The sequence below is a fragment of the Spirosoma pomorum genome, assembly GCF_054776615.1.
The window spans coordinates 523,654-547,027 of the sequence record NZ_BAAHBP010000001.1 but is presented as its reverse complement, the minus strand read 5'-3'; the positions used below and the strand labels follow the sequence as shown (position 1 = coordinate 547,027).

16 protein-coding genes are annotated in these 23,374 nt (G+C 51.8%); 5 read left to right on the top strand and 11 right to left on the bottom strand.

Features of this window, described 5'->3' with window-relative positions; genetic code table 11:
* Window positions 1-70: 70 nt before the first annotated feature.
* On the bottom strand, window positions 71-1,348 hold the full coding sequence (gene hemA, locus ACYVAD_RS02205; protein WP_461137831.1) for a glutamyl-tRNA reductase: 1,278 nt from the start codon (window positions 1,346-1,348) through the stop codon (window positions 71-73).
* Between the two features lie 337 nt (window positions 1,349-1,685).
* Between hemA and ACYVAD_RS02200 the strand changes: the two genes are divergently transcribed.
* Complete coding sequence (locus tag ACYVAD_RS02200; protein WP_461137830.1) at window positions 1,686-2,879, top strand: ATP-binding protein; 1,194 nt, start codon at window positions 1,686-1,688, stop codon at window positions 2,877-2,879.
* A 51-nt stretch (window positions 2,880-2,930) separates the two neighbouring features.
* Here the strand turns inward: ACYVAD_RS02200 and ACYVAD_RS02195 are convergent, their stop codons facing one another.
* The gene (locus tag ACYVAD_RS02195) at window positions 2,931-3,476 is read right to left on the bottom strand and encodes a hypothetical protein (protein WP_461137829.1); all 546 of its coding nucleotides are present in this window, start codon (window positions 3,474-3,476) and stop codon (window positions 2,931-2,933) included.
* A gap of 39 nt (window positions 3,477-3,515) precedes the next feature.
* Between ACYVAD_RS02195 and ACYVAD_RS02190 the strand changes: the two genes are divergently transcribed.
* On the top strand, window positions 3,516-4,613 hold the full coding sequence (locus ACYVAD_RS02190; protein ID WP_461137828.1) for a LuxE/PaaK family acyltransferase: 1,098 nt from the start codon (window positions 3,516-3,518) through the stop codon (window positions 4,611-4,613).
* Between the two features lie 85 nt (window positions 4,614-4,698).
* Here the strand turns inward: ACYVAD_RS02190 and ACYVAD_RS02185 are convergent, their stop codons facing one another.
* A complete protein-coding gene (locus ACYVAD_RS02185) occupies window positions 4,699-5,850 on the bottom strand; it encodes a sigma-54-dependent transcriptional regulator (RefSeq protein ID WP_461137827.1) in 1,152 nt (383 codons plus the stop codon).
* Window positions 5,851-6,204: 354 nt separating this feature from the next.
* Between ACYVAD_RS02185 and ACYVAD_RS02180 the strand changes: the two genes are divergently transcribed.
* The gene (locus ACYVAD_RS02180) at window positions 6,205-7,152 is read left to right on the top strand and encodes an alpha/beta hydrolase (protein ID WP_461137826.1); all 948 of its coding nucleotides are present in this window, start codon (window positions 6,205-6,207) and stop codon (window positions 7,150-7,152) included.
* Between the two features lie 39 nt (window positions 7,153-7,191).
* Here the strand turns inward: ACYVAD_RS02180 and uvrB are convergent, their stop codons facing one another.
* Complete coding sequence (uvrB, locus tag ACYVAD_RS02175; RefSeq protein WP_461137825.1) at window positions 7,192-9,213, bottom strand: excinuclease ABC subunit UvrB; 2,022 nt, start codon at window positions 9,211-9,213, stop codon at window positions 7,192-7,194.
* A 315-nt stretch (window positions 9,214-9,528) separates the two neighbouring features.
* Here uvrB and ACYVAD_RS02170 point away from each other — a divergent pair, with 315 nt between their 5' ends.
* Complete coding sequence (locus ACYVAD_RS02170) at window positions 9,529-15,114, top strand: putative Ig domain-containing protein (protein ID WP_461137824.1); 5,586 nt, start codon at window positions 9,529-9,531, stop codon at window positions 15,112-15,114.
* Window positions 15,115-15,340: 226 nt separating this feature from the next.
* On the opposite strand, the gene ACYVAD_RS02165 is transcribed toward ACYVAD_RS02170, so the two are convergent.
* From ACYVAD_RS02165 to ACYVAD_RS02135, 7 genes are all read right to left on the bottom strand, one after another.
* The gene (locus ACYVAD_RS02165) at window positions 15,341-17,164 is read right to left on the bottom strand and encodes a cytochrome c peroxidase (protein ID WP_461137823.1); all 1,824 of its coding nucleotides are present in this window, start codon (window positions 17,162-17,164) and stop codon (window positions 15,341-15,343) included.
* A gap of 87 nt (window positions 17,165-17,251) precedes the next feature.
* Window positions 17,252-18,718, bottom strand: a complete 1,467-nt coding sequence (locus ACYVAD_RS02160) for a PhoX family protein (protein ID WP_461137822.1) — start codon at window positions 18,716-18,718, stop codon at window positions 17,252-17,254.
* Between the two features lie 213 nt (window positions 18,719-18,931).
* On the bottom strand, window positions 18,932-20,425 hold the full coding sequence (gene sufB, locus ACYVAD_RS02155; protein ID WP_461137821.1) for a Fe-S cluster assembly protein SufB: 1,494 nt from the start codon (window positions 20,423-20,425) through the stop codon (window positions 18,932-18,934).
* A gap of 206 nt (window positions 20,426-20,631) precedes the next feature.
* Complete coding sequence (locus ACYVAD_RS02150) at window positions 20,632-21,342, bottom strand: hypothetical protein (protein ID WP_461137820.1); 711 nt, start codon at window positions 21,340-21,342, stop codon at window positions 20,632-20,634.
* A 75-nt stretch (window positions 21,343-21,417) separates the two neighbouring features.
* A complete protein-coding gene (locus ACYVAD_RS02145) occupies window positions 21,418-21,807 on the bottom strand; it encodes a DoxX family protein (protein WP_461137819.1) in 390 nt (129 codons plus the stop codon).
* Window positions 21,808-21,882: 75 nt separating this feature from the next.
* Complete coding sequence (locus ACYVAD_RS02140; protein ID WP_461137818.1) at window positions 21,883-22,137, bottom strand: hypothetical protein; 255 nt, start codon at window positions 22,135-22,137, stop codon at window positions 21,883-21,885.
* A gap of 23 nt (window positions 22,138-22,160) precedes the next feature.
* Window positions 22,161-22,424: a hypothetical protein gene (locus tag ACYVAD_RS02135; protein ID WP_461137817.1), complete on the bottom strand. Its 264-nt coding sequence runs from the start codon at window positions 22,422-22,424 to the stop codon at window positions 22,161-22,163.
* A gap of 86 nt (window positions 22,425-22,510) precedes the next feature.
* On the opposite strand from ACYVAD_RS02135, the gene ACYVAD_RS02130 reads away from it, so the two are divergent.
* Window positions 22,511-23,314, top strand: a complete 804-nt coding sequence (locus tag ACYVAD_RS02130) for an alpha/beta fold hydrolase (protein ID WP_461137816.1) — start codon at window positions 22,511-22,513, stop codon at window positions 23,312-23,314.
* The last annotated feature ends 60 nt before the right edge of the window (window positions 23,315-23,374 follow it).

Genomic DNA, 23,374 nt, shown 5'->3' with positions numbered 1-23,374 from the left:
CCCAAATCAATAACGATTTGGGAGTCCGGAACGTGTAAGAAACACGGTTGATTCGTATTCGTTTTGCCAATCAGGCGGGTTGTTTTTCCAGATCAAACAGATCGTTCAGCACGTCGATCAAGGTTTCCGCTTCTCCGCGTTTGCAGGCTGCTTTGAGTTGCAGTACGGGTAGCTTGATGATTTTCTGCATGATGCCCCGCGTGATTTTGTCGATCTTCTCCGATTCGTTGGGGGTGAGGTGCTTCATGTGCCGAGCGACTTCGTCGCGACGAATCTGCTCCAGCGCATTTTTTAGTTTGTTGATCGTTGGCGAAACGATCATTTCTTTCGACCAGTCGCCAAACTCGTTAACTGCCTGACCAATGATGGTTTCCACCTGCGGAATAGCGGCTAGGCGCTGATTTAGCGCTTCGTCAGTCCGGTTGCGAATGTGGTCAATGTTATAGACAAGCACACCCGGAATCTGTTCAACGGCTGCATCTACGCTACGTGGAACCGACAGATCAATGAAATATTTATACGTCAGTACGTTAATCTCGCTGAGCGAAGTCGGCGTAAAGAGTGGTTCATCACGCATTACCGACGACACAATGACGTCAGCCCGGCGAATTTCGTCCGTAAGATCAGCGAAGTCGGCTACCCGAAAACCGTGCTCATTGGCCAGCGATTCGGATTTTGCCAGCGTGCGATTGCAAAGGGTGATGTTACTCAAATCCTGTCCGGCAGCTGCATGCGCGGCCAGATTCTTACAAACATCAGCACCAATTTCACCCAAGCCAACAATAAGTATGTTGGGACGGTGGTGATTGCCAACCAGCTCATCAATCAGCTCAACCGCTGCGTACGAAACCGAAGCCGCTCCGTCGCGGAACGAAGTCTCCTGAGCAACGCGCTTGTTGGTAAAAAATATGGTGTGCATTAACCGGTGCAGAAACGGACCTGCCATGTCCAAATCGGCTGACCATTGGTAGGACTGCTTTACCTGATTCGGGATCTGCATGTCGCCAACGACCTGCGAATGCAGGCCAACGCAGACTTCGAACAAATGACGAACGGCTGCATCGTGCGCACTGAAAAACTGAAAATAGGGTAAATATTGGTCGGTGTCCGTCAGTCCTTTCTCGATAAGAAGGAGCTGAGCAATCTCGGTATTGAGATCCTGATCAAACGCGTAATATACCTCCGTACGGTTGCAGGTTGAGACAACCAGCAAGTCCGAAAGCCCAAAAAAGTCGCGCAGACGCAGCATGAGCCGCTTCGCTTCGTCTTCGTTGAGTGCAATTAGCTCCCGCACCCGGAGAGGTGCCGTTTTGTGGGATAGGCTAATCGATTTGAACGTATCTAACATTGCAGAAAATCACAAGAAACGGCAGTAGCCAGTACAAAAATACGGTGCAATCCCGGAGATAGAAACGCTGGCCTGCGTTGGTTTTATTATTTAGAAGCTATCCAAATAACGATGCTCTTTCTCTTCTCAATCCTATTTGTCTGGTTAACACGACTTAGGGAGGCTGCGTTCTGCTTTTGCATCAAAATGAGCTCTTTTTTCGTTTATCAAGGGGATAAATTTGTCGGTTAGACAGATCGACGCTGGCTAGGTTTACAGCACGGCAGTCAATCTTTTATGAAAATGGCTTGTTGCTTTTTAGTCAACGGTTGCCAAGTTCCCTAACCACACGATTAGTATGCTGAAGTCATTCGACATTTATAGTCAGAATAATATACTCAAGATCATTGTAGCCCTCAATCTGCTACTCATTGGGACAGGGTCGTTATTGTACACGAATCGGCTGATCCACCAACTGGAATCCCGGGAAGCGCAATACGTTCAGTTATACGCTAAAACTATAGCCTACCTGGTTGATCCTGCTCACTCCGATGCGGGCGATTTGACGTTTGTGACCAGCGAAATTTTAGAGGCCAACAAGTCGATACCGGCTATTTACCTCAATCCGGACGGCCATATTGCCATGTACCGGAATGTCGAAACTCCCGAAAACATCAACGACGAGGAATTGCAGCTGTTTCTGCGGCAAAAGATCGCTGAAATGGGGAAGCGGCACGTGCCCCTGCTCGTTGATATGGGTAACGGAGTACGCGGATTAGTCTACTATAATAATTCCAAACTGCTGCGGCAACTAACCTATTTTCCGTACGCCTTGCTGGTTATCCTGACTGTTTTGGGTGTATTGGCTTACCTGGCGTTCAGTTCTTCCCGCCGGGCCGAACAGAACCGGGTTTGGGTGGGCCTGGCGAAAGAAACTGCCCACCAGTTGGGTACCCCTATGTCGTCGCTCATGGCCTGGATTGAATACTTTCGATCCGATCCCGGTCAATATGATGCGTCGATTACAGACGAAATCGAAAAGGACGTCATGCGTCTGGAGACAATTACGGCCCGCTTTTCCAGCATCGGTTCGGTGCCGACGTTGAAGGAGGAAACGATCAATGACGTAGTGAAACAGTTCGCTGACTACTTATCCAAGCGTATTTCGACCAAAGTCAAGATGAGTGTGGCCAGTCAGATTCCAGCGGGCCACCAGGTGAAGATCAACAAACTACTGTTCGAGTGGGTTATCGAGAACATCTGTAAAAATGCCGTCGATGCCATGAAAGGCGTAGGGGAGCTGCGGCTAAATATGATGATCCTGCCCAACAAACAAGTGGCAATCGATATTACCGATACAGGCAAAGGCATTTCGAAAGCGAATATACAAAAGGTCTTTTCGCCTGGATTTAGTACCAAGACGCGGGGTTGGGGGCTGGGACTAACATTAGCCAAGCGGATTGTCGAAGAGTACCACAATGGAAAGCTTTTTGTCAAAAGTTCCGAGGTTGGCAAAGGCACTACGTTCCGGATCGTACTGGACCAGGCATAAAAAAAGGACTGCCGGTAAGAGCAGCCCTGATTACGAAAAGTAGTAGTTGAGCTACCGTTGGAAAGGAACGGTAATCGTATCCGTTTCAATGACGTTACTGACATTCAAATCCCGGTCCCGAATCTGAATTCGGAATTTAACCGGGTAAAGCCGGAAAGAAGAACCGTACTGAAACGTCGAGTTGAAATCCAAAGTCCCTTCGATCGGGCCAGGGGGACGCCCTTTTGCCAGATTAGGGAAAATCAACGTCTGGTTGACGGCGAGATTCACTTCCTCGTATCGGTTATTGACCAGCCGTAGAGTGGAGATTTTATAGTTTCCCCAACCGCCATTAGAGGCATACCGGGCTGAGTCGGCTTTAGGCAGCGGTAAATCGTTGCCAAGGTTGCCGTCGCCATCACGGAAGCCAATGGTAATAACCACCGAGTCCCGGCGGCTTTGTCCAACGCCCGTTCCGCCCGCCAAATTCTTATAGGGAAAAATGGCGGCACTCGTAATTTCTGGCGTGTTCGAGTAATTAGGCTCATTGAAACAGCCCGTTGCCAGCAGAGCAATACCCAGGATAAAAAGAGAGGGTTGAATTAGTTGCCGTCGCATACTGTTGTAATCGTGTTGCAATAAAACGCTTTTACTGTTTTGTCTTTTTTATCAACGCTTCCAGCTGACGTACTGGCCCGGCGGCAATCGCTTCGAGATCAGATTCTGGCCGTTACCGACACCACGTTCGATGAACTGGCGCTGGCGGTGTTTCAGTACCAGGCTGCCAACAACGCTGTATACCGCGAATATCTTCGTTTACTGAATATATCGCCTGCTACGGTGACACAAATTCGTCAGATTCCGTTCATGCCCATCGGTTTCTTCAAGACCCATACTGTTCTCACAGGGTTGCAAACCGATGAACAGAGCCTGGACATTTCGCTGACGTTCGCCAGCAGTGGTACCACCGGTCAACAAACCAGTCGCCATCTGGTGATCGATTCAGCCCTGTACGATGCCGTCAGTATTCGGATTTTTGAGGAAACGTACGGACCTCTCCGGGATTTTCATATCCTGGCTTTATTACCGTCCTATCTTGAACGAAATAATTCGTCGCTGGTGTATATGGTTCAGCGATTTATGACGGAGATAAACTCTGAAAATACGGCTGGATTTTATTTGAATAACTACGACGAGCTGACAGCAGAGCTACGTAGACTAGCGAGCGAACGCACTGAACAACCCGGCCAGCAAAAACGAGTTCTGCTGATTGGCGTAACATTTGGACTACTGGACTGGGCTGAAGACACCGTGAATGACCTGTCGTTTCTATCAGCGTTTGGGCCTGATCTGATCGTTATGGAAACGGGAGGGATGAAAGGCCGCCGGAAGGAGCTACTGCGGGAGGAAGTACACGAAATCCTGACTCAACAGCTAAACATACCAACTATCCATTCTGAGTACGGAATGACAGAGTTGCTATCCCAGGCGTACTCAACCGGAAGCGGAGTCTTTCACAACAGCGCTACGTTGCGCGTGTTGCTACGGGATATTAACGATCCCTTTTCACTGGATGACGTAGGGCAGGGGCGCCGGTCGGGAGGAATCAATGTGATTGACCTGGCCAACCTGGATTCCTGTTCCTTTATCGAAACGCAGGACCTGGGACAATACGTAGAGGCCGACGGTAGCTTTCGGGTTATTGGCCGCTTTGACAACTCCGATGTAAGGGGGTGCAATCTAATGATTTCTTAAAGAGCGAAAGACAGAAAGAGTGAAAGTGAGAAAATGGCTGACGCAAGACTCGCACTTTCACTCTTTCTGTCTTTCGCTCTTTTTATCAGGCGTACAACTTGACGTCGTCCAGCGTGATATCGTCTCCGCACATGATGACCAGACGTTCTACTACATTACGCAGTTCGCGAACGTTTCCGGTCCAGGGCAGTGACTGAAGATAAGTCATAGCAGGTTGCGTCAGATTCTTGGCTGGTGAGCCGTATTCCCGCGCAATGTCGTGCAGGAACTTATTCGCCAGCAGCGTAATATCAGACCGACGTTCTGCCAGGGGCGGTACGTGAATAACAATTACGCTCAGGCGGTGAAATAAATCTTCGCGGAAGTTGCCGTTGGCAATTTCCTGACGCAGGTCCTTATTCGTAGCCGCAATGACCCGCACGTTGACTTTAATTTCCTTATCGCCACCAACGCGGGTGATCTTATTTTCCTGCAACGCGCGCAACACTTTCGCCTGAGCTGACAGGCTCATATCACCAATCTCGTCCAGAAATAGTGTACCACCGTCGGCTTGTTCAAACTTACCGACTCGTTTCGCGCTAGCGCCCGTAAAGGCTCCTTTTTCGTGGCCAAACAACTCGCTTTCAATAAGTTCTCCAGGAATGGCTGCGCAGTTCACTTCAACCAGAGGCATGTTGGCCCGGTTGCCTTTTTCGTGAATCTGCTTGGCCACCATTTCTTTCCCGGCGCCGTTGGCACCGGTAATCAATACGCGGGCTTCGGTTGGTGCTACGCGGTTGATGGTATCCTTGACGCGCCGGATCGGGTCCGACTCGCCAACGATTTCGTTGATCTTATAGATCTGCTTTTTAAGCGTTTTGGTTTCCTGAACCAGTTTGGCGTGCTCAATAGCATTGCGAACCGTAATCAGTAACCGGTTCAGATCCGGTGGTTTCGTGATAAAATCGAAGGCGCCCCGTTTGGTCGCTTCGACGGCGTTGTCGACGTTGCCGAAAGCTGAAATCATAACGAACTGGGCGTTTGTTCCCATTTCATTGGCTTTCAGCAGCAGCTCCAGACCGTCCATTTTAGGCATCTTGATATCGCATAAGGCTACGTCGTAGGTTGTGCGTGATATCATGTCAAACCCTTCTTCGCCATCTTTAGCTTCGTCCACATCGTAGCCTTCGTATTCTAAAATATCGCGTAGAGCTGCCCGAATGCTTTTCTCATCGTCCACGATAATCAGTTTGGCCATAAAGAAGCTATATATTTAGAGATATGGGTTAGTATACCCCGAAAGTAGGCGTTTTCCTATCTTAACTACAACCGGGTATGACCAAAATTTAAAATTTTTTGACGTAATGGGATCGATTGTGCCAGGAACGGTAATTAAATATTTGCACAATCGGCTCCAATAGAAACCTCTAAAAGACGAGTTACCATTGCCAAAGTAACTCCTTTCGGCAGGATTATTTCTAAAAAATAATCCCGTCATGTCTAGTTGTGTGTCGAAAGAGATACGATGTATAAATATAGGTGCACCGAAGCATGTTTTTGTTCGTTACGTCAGTATACTTATTTGTTTAGCCTTCAGGTGACTTTTACTCCCATGTTTGTGCGCACTTTACTAATCAATCTGCTTTTATTGATTGTACTGATCGATGCCTCAGCGCAGTCGCGTCGGCGGCAGAAGCTGACAGCTCCTCAGGAAACCGGTCCCGTTCCGGTTATGACGCCCCCGCAGATTCGGTTGCTGGAAAGCATGCAGGTGAGTAGCTCTCTGCTGAACCGACCAATTAAGTATTCGATCTACCTGCCGCCCGATTATTACGTATCGAATAGACGCTATCCGGTGGTTTACTTGCTGCACGGCTACGGCGATAACGAAACCAGCTGGGTACAGTTTGGGGAAGCCAATCGCATTGCCGACGATCTGATTCAGGCGGGCGAATTGCCTCCTATGATTATTGTCATGCCCGACGCTGGTGCCAGCTGGTACATCAATGACTATCAAAGCAAGGTACGTTACGAGGATATGTTTGTGCAGGAATTCATCGGCCATATCGATTCTATGTACCGGACCCGACCTCAGCGGGAGTACCGCGCTGTATCGGGTTTGTCGATGGGGGGATATGGCTCGCTGGTGTTAGCTATGCATCACCCAGACTTATTTAGCTCCTGCGCGGCTCTGAGCGCGGCTGTACGGACCGACGAAACCTTTGCCGCGGTGCCGGATGAACGATACAATACTGTCTACGGGCCCGTTTTCAGCGGCCCGGTAAAAGGGGAGAACCGATTAACACTTACCTGGAAACGTAACAGTCCAATCATACTGGCTCGATCGGCACCCGAAAACGATCTGAAACGAGTTCGCTGGTACCTGGATTGTGGCGACGACGATGCACTATCTATGGGAAACGCGGTACTGCATATGGCCTTTCTGGATCGTAAAATCACGCACGAATACCGGGCCCGTGATGGAGCTCATACCTGGGCTTACTGGCGGACGGGACTGCCGGATGCATTAAAATTTATCGCGGAGAGTTTTCGCCGATAAAAAGAAAGCAGCGGGATAGAATCCCGCTGCTTGATGGATTTACGCCATTTCCTTCTTTAGCTTGTCGCGTAGCTGGAACAGTTCGTCGCGCAGACGGGCGGCTTCGAGGAAGTCGAGTTCTTTGGCAGCCCGCTCCATTTTAGCCTGTGTTTCGTTGATAACTTTCTCCAGATCGTTTTTACCCATATACTGAACCACAGGGTCGGCTGCGATGCGGATGTCTTCCGGTTCAACGTAGAACTGTTTGACTTTTGAATCGGCTACTTTGGTTTGTCCCATGATGGCTTCGCGTGATTTCAATACCGTCTGTGGTATGATGCCGTGATCCGTATTATATTCCGTCTGAATAGCCCGACGCCGGTTCGTTTCATCGATTGCCTTCTGCATGGATCCGGTGATGGTATCGGCATACATGATAACCTTGCCATTCGAATTCCGGGCGGCCCGGCCAATCGTCTGAATCAGTGATCGAATGTCGCGCAGGAAGCCTTCTTTATCCGCGTCCATGATGGCTACCAGCGACACTTCGGGTAAATCAAGTCCCTCCCGCAACAAGTTTACGCCGACGAGCACGTCGAAATTGCCCAGTCGCAGGTCACGAAGAATTTCTACCCGGTCGAGTGTTTTAACTTCGGAGTGGATGTATCGGGTTTTTATCCCCACCCGCTCTAGGTATTTGGTCAATTCCTCAGCCATCCGCTTCGTCAGCGTCGTTACCAATACCCGCTCGTTCTGCTTGATGCGGGCGTCGATGGATTCGAGCAGATCATCGATCTGGTTCAGGCTGGGACGTACTTCAATCTCAGGGTCTAGCAGACCCGTTGGCCGGATCAGCTGTTCAACCACGACGCCTTCGCTCCTCCGCAACTCGTAATCAGAGGGAGTTGCCGATACGTAAATCGTCTGACCCGACAAATCTTCGAACTCCTGGAACGTCAGCGGCCGGTTATCCATGGCAGAAGGAAGCCGGAAACCATAGTCCACCAACGCTGTCTTGCGGGAGCGGTCACCACCCCACATGGCTCGGATCTGCGGAATTGTTACGTGGCTTTCGTCAACGACCAGCAGAAAATCGTCCGGGAAGTAATCCAGCAGGCAGAACGGACGCTGGCCGGGCTGGCGACGGTCGAAATAGCGGGAGTAGTTCTCGATACCCGAGCAATAGCCCAGCTCGCGCATCATTTCCAGGTCGAATTCAGTACGTTCCTGAATCCGGGTGGCCTCCTGCTCCCGAAACTCCGATTCAAAGTAGCGAACCTGCGCCACCAGATCGTCCTGAATTTCGTGGATAGCGTTATTGAGCGTATCACGCCCCGTTACAAACAGGTTTGCCGGGAAGATGGTGACGAGACGTTCTTCGGAAATCTTCTTTCCCGTTGACGGGTCGATTCGCTGAATCGTCTCGATCTCGTCGCCGAAGAAGATAACCCGGTACGCAAAATCGGCGTAGGCAACGTAAAGGTCAACGGTGTCGCCTTTAACGCGGAAGTTTCCTCGCTGAAAATCGCCTTCGGTCCGGCTGTAGAGAATGCCAACCAGTTGATGCAGGAACTGATTCCGGCTCATTTGCTCACCAACCCCAATGCGTACTACGTTCCGCTTGAATTCTTCGGGATTACCCATGCCATAGATGCAGGATACCGACGCGACCACAATGACATCGCGCCGTCCACTCATCAGGGCCGACGTAGCCGACAATCGTAGTTTGTCGATTTCCTCATTGATAGCCAGGTCTTTTTCAATGTACGTATTGGTCGTGGCAATGAACGCTTCGGGCTGGTAGTAGTCGTAATACGAGATAAAATACTCGACGGCGTTGTCGGGGAAAAACTGTTTGAATTCGCCGTATAGCTGGGCTGCCAGCGTTTTATTATGGCTCAGGATCAGGGTGGGGCGGTTGAGCTGGGCGATAACATTAGCCACCGTAAACGTCTTACCGCTGCCCGTTACTCCGAGCAATACCTGCGACGGCTCGCCCTCTTTGAGACCCGCCGTTAGCTTCTCAATGGCGACGGGCTGATCGCCGGTTGGCCGAAAGTCTGAAGTTATGTTGAAGTTCATTAGTGCTGCTTGGAATCTGGCTAATTTACAACTAAACGAGCAGGATTGCAAAGCAGTTTCGATTATAAGAGAGTGTCCTGTTGGGGTGTTCGCTAGGGATAATTATTGACACAATAATTACTGGTAAAACGCAGCGTAGAGTTATGAAATAGACAGTTTTGTATTAGGGGAATGTGAATTATGTAAGCGCCGTATTAACAGATTGTTAAGTGGTCAGGCCGACAAAAACAGCCTACTATTTTTGCCGAGCCATGCTCGTCTGGAGATGTCGTCAAGCACGCCAGTCTGTGGCATTAACTAACTCAATTTCCTTTTATGAAGCACGTTTTACAAAGGTGCGTTTTACGGGTTTGTCATCTGATGCTGCTACTGCTGCTGGCGGTCACGGCTGGTTTAGCGCAGACAACACTCGTTCAGTGGAACTTCAACTCGAACCCGCCCGATAATGCTGCGTCGACGGGAACTACGGCGCCGTCAACTGGTGTCGGGAGCCTGACTACCGTAGGCGGCACAACGTCTTCGTTTGCATCGGCCTCGGGTACTAGCGGTTCCAGTGATCCAACGTCAGTATCCGCCGACAATAGCGGGTACAACATCACAGGCTTCCCGGCGGCTACCCTTCGGAACAAAACTGCCGGTATTGAATTCCGGACGAGCACGACAGGATTCCAGAGCCTGACGATTTCCTGGGATCAGCGATTCAGCAACACGGCTGCCAACCGATCCCGGTTGCAGTATTCCGTCGACGGCGGAACGAACTACACGGATGTCGCGAATCCATTTACCGTTTCGGCGGGAGATCGGTTCTACAACGGTAATGTATATGATCTATCGGGAATCACGGAGGTGAATAACCGCACTGACGTCCGCTTCCGGATTGTTGCCGAATTTTCGACCCCGACCAGCAATCCGACCAGTTATACGGCCGCTACGTCCACGTCGACTTATGGAACCTCGGGAACCTGGCGCTTCGACATGGTCACTGTGCGAGGAACTGCCCTGGCAACGCCCCAGCCCGATCTGACCGTTGCCTTGTCGGGACCTGCTTCGGCGACCACGGGTCAGCCGTTTGCGTACACATTAGTCGCTAATAATACGGGCGATGCTGCGGCTACGAACGTGCCACTTTCGTTTACGTTGCCCGCGGGCATTACGTACGTTGGTGCTGGGGTAGCCAACAGTTTTACAGCCTCCGAAACGGGCGGTGTTGTTCTCTTTACGGGGGGGCAGCTTACGCCCGGCACTAGCGCCACGCTGACCGTTACGGGATCTGCGCAGAACAGCGGTTCGATTACGGCAACACCCGGATCGGCTGTTATCGATCCCGGTAACACGATTGCCGAGAGCAACGAAACCAACAACAGTTCGATCGCAACAATTACGACGACGGTCGGAGCAACGAACCAGGCACCTGTTGCACCGGTGATTGGCGATCAGACCGCTACGGTAGGTCAGTCGTTTAGCTATACAGTGCCCGTCTTCACCGACCCCGAAAATCAGACGCTAACGTATACCGCAACAATCAACCCAGCTAATGGGCTTACGTTCGATCCGGCCACGCGGGTTATTTCAGGACAACCAACAACGACAGGTGTGTCGAGCGTTACCGTTATGGCCACCGATCCCGGTAGCCTATTCGCAGCAGCAACGTTTTCACTATCGGTCAATGCGGCTCCCGCCGGGCAGATCCGGATTACGGAATACATGTACAACGGTACGCCGGGCGAATACGTCGAACTGACTAATGTAGGCAATGCGCCTGTTGACCTGACGGGCTGGAGCTATGATGACAACAGCCGGACTGCGGGATCGTTCTCGCTCAGCGGGTTTGGCGTTGTACAACCCGGTGAGTCGGTCGTCTTTACGGAATCGGATGCCAGCGTCTTCCGGACAGCCTGGTATTTGCCCACGTCGGTAAAAGTGGTAGGCGGTAGCAACCAGGGCTTGGGACGTAGCGACGAGATCAATATTTACGATGCTACCGGAACGCTGGTAGATCGCCTAACCTATAATGACCAAGGAATTGCAGGGTCGGTACGCACGGCCGATGTCAGCGGCTGGGTGGAACGCGCTAATCTGGGTCAGAACCTGGCTGTTAGTTATAAGCTGTCGGCGGTTGCTGATGCGCAGAATTCGTATTCGGCAACGACTGGCAACCTGGGTAATCCGGGGGGATATTTTATCCCCTTAAACCGGGTCCTGGTTGTCGAATCCGCTGGTAACACACGGGTTGCAGAAGGGGGAGCTACGGATACGTATACGATCGCTCTGAACAGTCGTCCTGCGGCTGACGTAACGGTAACCATCAATGCAGGTAGCCAGCTCACAACAACGCCGGCTGCTCTGACGTTTACGCCAACCTCATACAGCACGGCCCAGATCGTAACCGTGGCGGCTATTGATGATAATCTAGTTGAGGGAATTCATACCGCGCAGGTTACGCATAGTACCAACAGCACGGATCAGGCCTACAATGGTATTGCGACTAACCCGGTTAGCGTAACAATTACGGATAACGATAATCCCGCAACGGTCGCACCGACGATTCAGGTTGCTACGTCGACAACGTCTTACCTGAGTCTGTCGGCTACCGGGGCGGGTTACGTTAGCGGAGTCATCAATGATCCTACGGACCCGGCAGCTACGCTCGGCATTAATTTTACGTTGGCTGATAGCGATAGTCCAATCAGTAGTCTGACAGTCACGGCAAGCAGCAGTAATTCGGCGGTGGTGTCTACGCTAGCTTTGATGGGAACGGATGCCGCGCGTAATCTGAAAATTACACCAGTTGGGGTTGGGTATTCGACGATTACTCTGACGGTAACCGATGGGGCCAACCGGGGAACGTATATCATCAACTACGCTGCTTCGGCGGCTTCCGTAACGCCGGCGGCTACCCGTTTCCACACCGGTACCAGCGATGCATCGACGGCCATCCGGATTGATGAGAACCATACGCTGGTGGCAGATGATGAAAATCAGGTCATTCGACTATATAACCGGCAGAATTCCGGGTTGCCCGTAGCGGGGTTTGATTTTACGTCCTCGCTGGCGTTGACAGATATATCGGGTGGGGTACCTCGCGAAGTGGATATGGAAGCGTCCACTCGTTTGGGCAACCGTATTTTCTGGATGGGCTCGCAGAGTAATGCCGATGGCGGTAATAACCGACCTAACCGGAACCGGGTTTTCGCCACGGACGTAGCGGGAACGGGAGCCGCTACTACACTGACTTACGTAGGGCGGTATGATTATTTACGGAACGACATCATTGCCTGGGATGTCAATAACAGCCACGGTAAAGGAGCCAACTACTACGGGTTAGCTGCTAGTGGTACGGCTGGTGTGGGGTCGAAACAGGCGACGGGTTATAACATTGAAGGAGTTGAGTTAGCCCCGGACAATGCAACGGCGTACGTCGCCTTTCGGGCTCCACAGGTTCCACCGACGGATCGCAGGAATGCCCTGATCATTCCGGTGACCAACTTCACAACGTTACCGGTATCGTCGAATGGCGGTACGCAGGGAAGTGCTACTTTCGGAGCGCCGATTGAACTTGACCTGGGTGGTCGCGGGATTCGGGAGATGCGTAAGAATGCCAATAACGAATACATCATTATCGCTGGTGCAGCGGGAGACGCTGGCGCTGCACCCAACGACTTTCGTTTGTACACCTGGACGGGTAATGCGGCCGATGCTCCTATGGCCCGGACGGCAAACCTGACAGCGCTGAATGCTAACGGTAGTTTTGAATCCATTGTCGACGTACCAAGTCCGCTGACGGACGCCAGCTCGATTCAATTGCTGGTTGATAATGGAGATGCGGTGTATTACAACGATGGGGTAATTGCGAAAGAACTAAACCAGAATAATTTCAAGAAGTTCCGTTCAGAGGTCGTAGTACTTGGCGCTGCGCCAAACACCCCACCAACGGTCGCCAACGCGATCGTCCCGCAAAGCGCTACGGTCGGTCAAGCTTACACGCTGTCGCTCGCGGGAGTATTTGCCGACGCCCAGACGCCCGGCCAACTAACCCTGTCGGTGAGAGGTCTACCTGCTGGCCTGAGCTTCGTGGCCCCGGCTACCATCTCGGGCACACCGTCGGTGAGCGGAGTGAACACCGTTGCCGTGACAGCCGCCGATCCCGGTAATCTGTCCGCCAGTACCAGCTTTACCCTGACAGTGAATCCCGCCAGCACCACTCCGCCTACCCAGCCCTTTGCGCTGACGGGCGTGACGAGTGCGAGTTGTGAGAGTGTGTCGGCGGGCGTTCGTCAGGTGAGCTTCGTGCCCCAGTACACGGGGCTAACGGGCGAACCGGTGAGTTTCTCAGTCGCCAACGAGCTGGCCCCGACCACGTCGGGCGGCCCTTACTCATTACGTTTGTACACAGATAATCCGGTCATCACGCTGGTGGCTCGTCAGGGTGAAGTAGTGAGCCAGTTCAATTACAACTGGTTGGCGAACTGTGGTAACGTAACGCCGGGCAACACCCCACCAACGGTCGCCAACGCGATCGCTCCGCAGAGCGCGACAGCTGGTCAAGCCTATACACTGCCTTTGACGAACGTGTTCACCGATGCCCAGACGCCCGGCCAACTAACCTTATCGGTGAGTGGCTTACCCGCTGGCTTGAGCTTCGTGGCTCCGGCCACCATCTCGGGCACCCCGTCGGTGAGTGGAGTGAGTACCATTGCGGTGACAGCCACTGATCCCGGCAGTCTGTCTGCCAGTACCAGCTTCACGCTGACGGTGAGTCCTGCCAGCACCACTCCCCCCACCCAGCCCTTCGCCTTGACAGGAGTGACAAGTGTGAGTTGTGAGAGCGTGTCGGCGGGCGTTCGTCAGATCAGCTTTGCGCCCCAGTACACGGGTCTAAGCGGTGAGCCGGTAAGCTTCTCGGTTACCAACGAGCTGGCTCCGACTAACTCGGCGGGCCCTTACTCATTACGTTTGTACACAGATAATCCGGTCATCACGCTGGTGGCTCGTCAGGGTGAAGTGGTGAGCCAGTTCAGCTACAACTGGTTGGCCAACTGTGGTAACGTAACGCCGGGCAACACCCCACCAACGGTCGCCAACGCGATCGCCCTGCAGAACGCTACTGTCGGTCAAGCTTATACGCTGTCTTTAGCGAACGTGTTCACTGATGCCCAGACGCCCAACCAACTCACCCTGTCGGTGAGTGGCCTGCCCGCTGGCTTGAGCTTTGTGGCCCCGACCACCATCTCGGGCACCCCGTCGATGAGCGGAATAAGCACCATTACGCTAACAGCTACCGATCCGGGCAACCTGTCTGCCAGCACCAGCTTCACGCTGACGGTGAGTCCTGCTAGTACCACTCCACCCACTCAGCCTTTCGCCTTGACAGGGGTGACGAGTGTGAGTTGCGAGAGCGTGTCGGCGGGTGTTCGTCAGGTGAGCTTCGTGCCCCAGTACACGGGGCTAACGGGCGAACCGGTGAGTTTCTCGGTCGCCAACGAGCTGGCCCCGACCACATCGGGCGGCCCTTACTCATTACGTTTGTACACAGACAATTCAGTCATCACGCTGGTGGCTCGTCAAGGGGAGGTTGTCAGCCAGTTCAGCTACAACTGGTTGGGAAACTGTGGCAGCGGCAATGCGCGCCTGACCGCGGAATCGATGGAAAATCTATCCGTACTGGTACTGGGTAACCCAACGCCAGCCGAAACGGTAGACGTAGAAATCCAGGGCGTTGCGGACCAAACCGTCCAGTTTCAATTAGTCAACAGCCAGGGACAAGTGATGAGCGAGCAAACCATTGAGAAAGCTAACACGCTTGAGCGGGCAACTTTCCGACTGGGTAAAACCGTTGGTACGTATCTGCTTCAGGTCAGTACCCTGACGCAAAAACAGACCGTCAAGATTGTGAAGCAGTAAGCTAAGCGTCTCGACAGAGAAAACCTGTAATACAAAACTCCCCGTCCGCATCGGTTCGACTAACCGAGTGTGGACGGGGAGTTTTGTATTACAGGACTAAAAAATAGGTGATCAGATAAAGATACGTTACTGAATACACCTAACGTTGATAAGCTCAGTGGTGGTAATGATTACTAGAATCGGAGACGTCTTTCTGTTTTCAAACGTCCTTTTGGAGAGGATGCTTTTAAAGCGCCTTCATGAAAGCGACCAGGGCGTCCTGCTCGGTCTTGCTCAGATTAAGTTTGTTGTCAGGCAGCGTCTGATTGGGAAGATTGAATCCCAGCCCGTTACCACCGCCCTGGTTATAAAAATCAACTACCTGCTCGAGAGTTTGATAAGCGCCGTTGTGCATGTAAGGTGCCGTTTTGGCCGCCTGCCGCACAGTGGGTGTCTTGAAGGCGTGGCGGTGCGGGTCCATCGTGGTTGTGTGAAACTTGCCTAGGTCCGGATCGAGCTGTCGGTTGGCTGACGTCGTGGGTGTCCCCAGCACTTCGCTCTCCGTTTTTTCGTACCCGGGCGGGACGGTGCCGTTAAAAAGCGGATAGAAATGGCAGGTAGCACACTGGGCTTTCCCCATAAATAGATTGAACCCCAGCTTTTCCTGCGCCGTCAAGCTGGCAGATTGGCCCCGGAGGTAACGATCGATTCGCGAATCGAGGTGAGTCAATGAACGAACGTAGCTGGCCAGCGCATTTTTAAGAGTATGTTCCGTAATTCCTTCTTTGTAAGCGCTGGCAAACTGTTTTTGATACGTTGTCTGCTGCTGTAATTTTTGTACGGCTACCGGCAATGATCCGTGCATTTCAGCAACGTTCTGAATGACGTCGCTGGCCTGATCCTCCAGAAAAACAACGCGCGAGTCAGTGAATTGAGTAGCCTGTAGGGCCGAATTCATTAATGTAGGGGCGTTACGTTTAACCCGCTGACCGCCGATGGCCAGACTTCGGGATTCCCCATCTGTGAAGGCTTTATCAGGCTGATGGCAGGTCGCGCAGGTGCGTTGGCCGTCGCCGGACAGAATTGGATCATAGAACAGCAGCTTGCCCAAGGATACCCGAGCGGGGGTGGAGCGGTCGTCGGTTGAGCTGACAAAGTGATTCGGATTGAACGCATCAGGATCGGACAGCGTCCGGGCCGATGGAGAAAGAAGCCGACTTTCCTTGAACACCGGAATCGCCAGACGCTGCTGAGCATCCAGTAACAGGCTGCTGAGGACGTTGGCGTGGTGGGTAATGAAATTCAGCCGATCGAACCGATTGAAGTCTGGTGCCTGTGTCAATTGGTCGATGGCCGCCGTGAACGTACTGTCCAGCCGACGCGCCAGTTGGATATCCTGGTCATCCAGGTTATAAAAGGCTAAGTATTGTTGTAAACCTGTCAGGGCTGCGCTGGCTTCGGGCAGGGAATGGTGAGAAACGGGCGAGTCGAATCCCGTAATGCTCAACGAGATCAGCCGGAAGACTTCGAGTCGCATGGCGTCAAAGACATGGCTGTCGGTCAGTTCGTTCGTGGCCGCTATTTTGCCGAGACGACCTATGTTCGAGACCAGTACCGAAGCTTGATGAACAGTTTCGTCGTGTTGGGCCGGATCGTAGGGAAACAGCAGTTCTTCCAGCACCTGAAATCCTTCAGGTTGCTCTACCTTACGGTCCGCTTCGTCGACTTCCGGGATATTGGCTCCGTTTATACTTTTAGCCGTTTCCGGAAAGTAGAGCTCCGTTAGGAACTCGACGCGTTTGTATCGGAGACGAGCTTTCCGAAACTGATCCTGAAGAACGCTGGGCGTCTGATTCGTCTGAATACTCCGCTGAAGCTGCCGGGTTGCCGAATCCAGTTGAGCGATATCGTCCAGGTACTGGGTCTTCACCTGTTCCAGGGGTGTTTGCCGAGGGCGCAGGAAGCCGTATAAACCGATAAGCCAGAGGACGATGGCCGCGGATATAACGAGCGGCCAGACGCGAAAGGTCGGTTTTGTGGTAGTCATTAGCTGCGTTTCCTTGGTAATCATAACTGAAACAGGATAATTAAGTCGTAACAAAATTAAACACCTGACCAGATAGAGCTAGTCAGGTGTTTAGGAATAAGGAACAGATTTTTATCGGGGCAGACCCTTGATAACGATAAGCTGGCTGGCCTGATTCTCGCTAAGCCGCTTGGACCCGCCATCAACGCCTTTGTACTTGTCGCCGGTCCAGGTGTGCGACTGCAAGCCGACAGTAAACGTGTTCGGTACGCCAATGACGTCCGATACGTCGATCATACCACTGATTTCCCAGGAGCCCAGCGACGACGTACCGCCTACATTGTATTTAGCCGCGTCGGCTTCGGTCCGGCGATGATCAATAACGAATACTGGTTTCAACTCACCCGTTTTCAGATTGTACTGATACAGGTAAGCATCATGTTTCTCGTCGCCGTAGCCGTTCGGGTCTTCCTGAATATACGCGTAATTTTCCGTAACCGTGATATTATCTGGGTCCTGGAAGGTTTTGGCGACACCGTTCCGATCGTCGCCGTCCAGCAGCACCTCCAGCGTACCCTTCGTCGGATCAGCGGCATCCATCGTTAGTCTGTAAATCCGGCCGTATTTGGAGCGTGAATAATCAGCATTGGCACCACTGGTATTCTGGCCCGTTACGGTAAAATACACATCGCGGCCCTTCGCGGCATCGCTTCCCTTACCGTAGTCAACATCTTCGACGCGCCCAAACTTGATGGCCTTCAGGTCGTTGACTTTCTCGTTGATCTGTCTGCCGGTCAGGGTTTTCTGATTGTCGATTTTTGCGAACTCAACCGGGTATTTCGTGCCCGCTTTCATGTCCATTTCTTTCTGGTTGCCGTCGGTCCGTTTCAGCATATATAACGAACCATTTTCTAGGTCACCAACTGAGTTTGACATGTACATCGCAACCTGACCACCGTAGGTGTCCGAATCATCGTCACCGATAATGACGATCGTTTTGCCACTGTACGCCGTTTTTGGCAGCGGAACAGCGTTTTCAGCGCTCCAGCGGCCCAGACCAGCTACTTCTTTCGTGATACCCGCCGAGCTGATGTCCGCGTAGGGATTGAGTGCGTGCGTACGGGACTCCTGACCGCTTTCACCGCAGGTCAGAAAAGTTGGACCAAATCCATGTACGTCGGGGGTTGCCAATGTAGCGGAGCATAACCGCCACTGACCACCGTCAGAGTTGAGCAGGTATTCGCCTTTAACGGGTTTGAAGGTCTTGTCCAGAATCAGGCGCGATACGGCGAAGTTATCTTCGTTGTTTACCAGCATGGTATACGTACCGTCGGTGTTTTTCAGCAGACCTGCACCATCGGCTGATCCCCCAAAGACGTATTTGGGGGATTGCTCCAGAACGTCGTCGCTGCTGACGAGCGAATAAAGATTTACGTTCTCAAAACCTGGTTGTAGCTTCGCCAGCACAGGCGTCACTGACCGATTTTGCAGCACCACGGCTGACTGGGGAACACCAGGATTCGTGTGGTCGGCGCAGGAAGCTACAGCGAACAGCGACAGTAGTACCGCAGAGGAAAGGTAAAAATTAGGCAAACGCATAGATACCAGAGGATTTATAGCCTGAATAAGCTACAAAAGTACCGGCCAGCTTTTACCCCAATGTGACGGTGGTGTTATCAGTTTACTATCAACAGATGACTACAAATAATAAATAAATGAAGAAGCGTGTGATTTACGTACTACTGTAGAATAAATAAAAATAGCCCCAGCCAACAGGCCGGGGCTACGTAAGTATAGAAGCTTCAATTCGAATTAACCAACTGAACCTTCCAAGCTAATAGCCAGTAGTTTCTGGGCTTCAACGGCGAACTCCATCGGAAGTTGGTTGAGTACTTCCTTAGCGTATCCGTTGATGATCAGCGCAACAGCCTGTTCGGTAGGGATACCGCGCTGGTTACAGTAAAACAACTGATCCTCTCCAATTTTCGACGTAGTCGCTTCGTGCTCAACCGTGGCCGATGGGTTGTTAACTTCCAGGTACGGGAACGTATGTGCACCACACTTATCACCTAACAGCAGCGAATCGCACTGCGAGTAGTTCCGGGCGTTTTCGGCGCGTTTCAGCACCTGTACAAGACCCCGGTAGGAGTTCTGGCTCTTACCCGCCGAGATACCTTTCGATACGATCCGGCTTTTCGTGTTTTTGCCGATGTGGATCATTTTGGTCCCCGTATCGGCCTGTTGCATGTTGTTCGTAACCGCAACCGAGTAGAACTCACCAATCGAGTTGTCACCTTTCAGAATAACCGACGGATATTTCCAGGTAATCGACGAGCCGGTTTCTACCTGCGTCCACGATATTTTGGCGTTCGCGCCCTCGCAGATACCACGCTTTGTCACGAAGTTGTAGATACCACCTACACCGTCTTTGTCACCAGGATACCAGTTCTGAACGGTTGAGTATTTGATCTCCGCATCGGCGTGAGCGATCAATTCGACAACAGCTGCGTGCAACTGATTTTCGTCGCGCATTGGGGCCGTACAGCCTTCCAGGTAGCTTACGTAGGATCCTTCGTCGGCGATGATCAGCGTCCGCTCGAACTGACCCGTACCAGCCGCATTGATCCGGAAATAAGTCGATAATTCCATGGGGCAACGAACGCCCTTTGGAATGTAGCAAAATGAACCGTCGGTGAACACCGCTGCGTTTAGCGCGGCATAATAGTTGTCTTTAGCCGGTACAACAGAGCCCAGGTATTTCTTAACCAGCTCGGGATGCTCATGAACGGCTTCCGAGATGGAGCAGAAGATGATACCCCGTTCGGCCAGATCTTTCTTGAACGTAGTCGCTACCGAAACCGAGTCCATAACGGCGTCGACGGCTACCTGTGGACGTTCGCCCATAGACGTATCGCCGATGGTGGGGTCAACGACACCCGCCAGCCGTTTCTGTTCGCTTAGCGAAATACCGAGCCGGTTGAACGTATCCAGCAACTCGGGGTCGATCTCGTCGAGCGAGTTGACCGTTTTCTTCTGTTTGGGTGCCGAATAATACTTAATCGCCTGGTAGTCAATTTTAGGGTATTTGACGTTCGGCCAGTGCGGTTCGGTCATTTCCTGCCACATCCGATAAGCCTTCAGGCGGTTTTCAAGCAGCCATTCGGGTTCGTTCTTTTTGGCAGAAATAAACCGGATAATATCTTCATCTAAACCCACTGGAGCCTCATCGGCTTCAATCAGGGTTTCGAATCCGTATTTATATTCGGAATTGGTTATACTTTCTAAAATCTCAACGTCCTTGCTCATAGTCAGTTGGTCGCGTGGTTAATTGCGCCGATGCAGTACTGTTTTAACAATTGGCCAGGTAGGTACGTTCCGGGCAGTCTGTACAAATATCGTAAACTTTCGCCTATTCTGGATATTGAAGGGGTAGCTGCACTAGTTTAGAGTGATTACAAAAAACGCCATCACGGTGCGTGATGGCGTTGAGTAACTAACGGGGAGAAAGACTATTATCTGGCCGTTACGTTGATTTTGCTGTAATACAAGGTCGTTTGTCCTTCGAAGCCGGAATCCGTTCCTACAATCAGCCAAAGCTCGCCGTTGGCGTTGGACCGAGCGGTAACCGGTGCGCTGGTGTTCGTCCGGGTGATGAGCTGGTAGCCATTGGAGTTATTGTCCGTACCGATGTTGCCCAGTAAGGCTACATCTTTTCCGCCCTGCGACTGGTTTCCTTTGTCAACATTCTCCAGTTCGTAAAAACCGTCCTTCAAAACTTTCTTGGGTTCGAACGGTACGGCCCCCGCTTTTAGGTACACACTACTGCCCGGCGAACCGCCGATCCCGAAAGAATTGCCGGGATACTGGGAAGCTAGTTCGATGTCAAAGACAAGCGAGTAGTCGGTATTGGGTAGCAGACCTGACAGTTTTTTAGTCACGTATGTAAAGGCATCATCGCTGCGGTTCATGCTGGTCAGCATCAGCGACTGACGAGTCGTATCAAGCGGAGTAGGTAGCTTACTCCGCTCAAACTTGAATTGCATGATGCTATCCTGAGCTGTACCGTAATCAACGATCCCACCTGTCCAGCCATCGGCACCTGTTTGAAAGTAGGACTCGTACGGCAGATCGGACGGAATCACCGTATCGTCGGGAGTATTGCAGGCAGAAACGAAAAATAGACTACTTACCAGAGTGGCTACTTGAAACAACGTTGACTTCATTACTTACTAAATTGGTTTGTTCTGATGACCCTGCCGGATTACCATTCGTTGGAATCAGAACGAAAATTTGTTGATTTAACGGTTCCTTTCTATTGGTTCCAGCCCCCGCAGTGCCAGATAAAAAGCGATCAGGTAGATCATCTGCGTAGCGGCTCCAGCCCAGTCCTGCTTGAGCGTAGTTCCGAAAAGTAAGCTACTGATGATCAGTCCACCCAGAAAGTAGCCCCACTTAATTGTCCGACCGCCCAGCAAAATCAACAGCCCCGTCGTTACCTCGACGAAAGGAAGAGCGAATAAAAAGCTTCGCGTTAGGGACGCGGGTAAAATAGTTTCGGCAAAGCCGGGGGCCATCTTGGCCACAAAGCCATGCAGGTTGGGAATACGCGTAAAGCCGTGCATCAGCATATTAATGCCGATACCAAGACGAATGACAAGCTGGGCGAGTTGATTCGGAGAGAAGTTCATGGTGAACGTATAAAACGTAAAATGCAGGTTGAAACACTCAGTCCTGCATTTTACGTATCGTTTCGTACAAAACGATTAATTTTCGTCTATTTCTACGTTGCTGTTTTCTACGTCCTCCTCAATTAATTCGTCGTCATTAACGCCAAGATCCGCAACATCGGAGTCGTTGACTTCTTCTTTGATCGGTTCTGGGCCCTGCGCGGTTACGGGACTCATGTGTTCGACCTGCGCCACTCCTGGATTCGCTTCTTCTCCCTGCGCCAGCAGTTGAGCAACGCCCTGGTTGTCGTCGTCTGCCGGATTGTATTCGCTGTTATCGTTTGGATTCATACCGTGGTTGATTTGAGATTTTGTTAAACGCTACCCGAACGGGTTACGTGGCCACCCAGCGCGTAGTTGTCATCCTGGTGATGATCGTGTTCGCCGGTTGGGTCACCATCTTCATCCGTCGGCTCATCATTTAATGTGTTCTCCTCCTCATCGTCGTTAATTAGGTCGCCTTCGTCTTCGATAGCGGCACCGCTCTGGTTCCGAAACGTATCTGGATGAACACGAGAAAGCCGGGACTGGGTGGAAGCCGCATTGAGAACGGCTGGAAAATCGAGTAAAGCTTCCATGACGGTAAGGTTTGGTTTATGCTAAATTAACTCATGCACAGGCGAAAAGTTAGATACATTGCTGTACCTTACCCTTTTGACTATACATGAACCATTTCTGGAAAATATCCCTCGTTGTTGTTTTGTGTTTCCTGGTTTTCGCGAGCCATGCACAGACAAACCGGAACCCCTTATTTGTCTCATTTGACAACACGAATATTCACTATGATGTAGCGGGAGCGGGGCAACCCGTTGTGCTCCTGCATGGGTTTCTCAACACCGGTGACACCTGGAAGCGCTCTCCGTTACGGCAGGCCTTAATCGATGCCGGTTTCAAAGTCGTAACGCTTGACCTCCGTGGGAACGGACTGTCAGATAAACCTCACTCGGCAGAAGCGTATCGGGATAACGCCGAGCTAAAGGACGTAATGGCATTGATGAACCACCTGGGTTTGGCCAACTACGACGTAGTGGGCTACTCGCGGGGAGCCATCCTGACCGCCCGAATGCTGACGCTGGACAAGCGTATACAACGCGCGGTGATGGGGGGCGTCAACGCTGAATTTACCGATCCCAACTGGCCGCGACGTAAAGCGTTTCAGGAAGTTTTTACGGATTCCACCACTCATCCGGAGTTTCAGGGTGCGGTGCGTTACGCCCAAAAAATAGGAGCTGATCTGACCGCTATGGCACGGTTGCAGGAATATCAACCATCGACTCCTCTGACGGAACTGGCGCGGGTACACGTTCCGGTGCTGGTGCTTAATGGGCAGGAGGACGTCGATAATCCCAAATCCGAGATTCTGGTCAACGCGATACCCGGTGCCAAACTGGTCATCGTTCCGGGCGACCACAACGGAGCTATGCACAGACCGGAGTTCGCGAAAGCCGTGGTTGAGTTTTTGAAGTGAGGTTTAACTCTGAACGAATTTACGGTAGACAATCCTAAGATATAATCGGAGTAGCGTCTG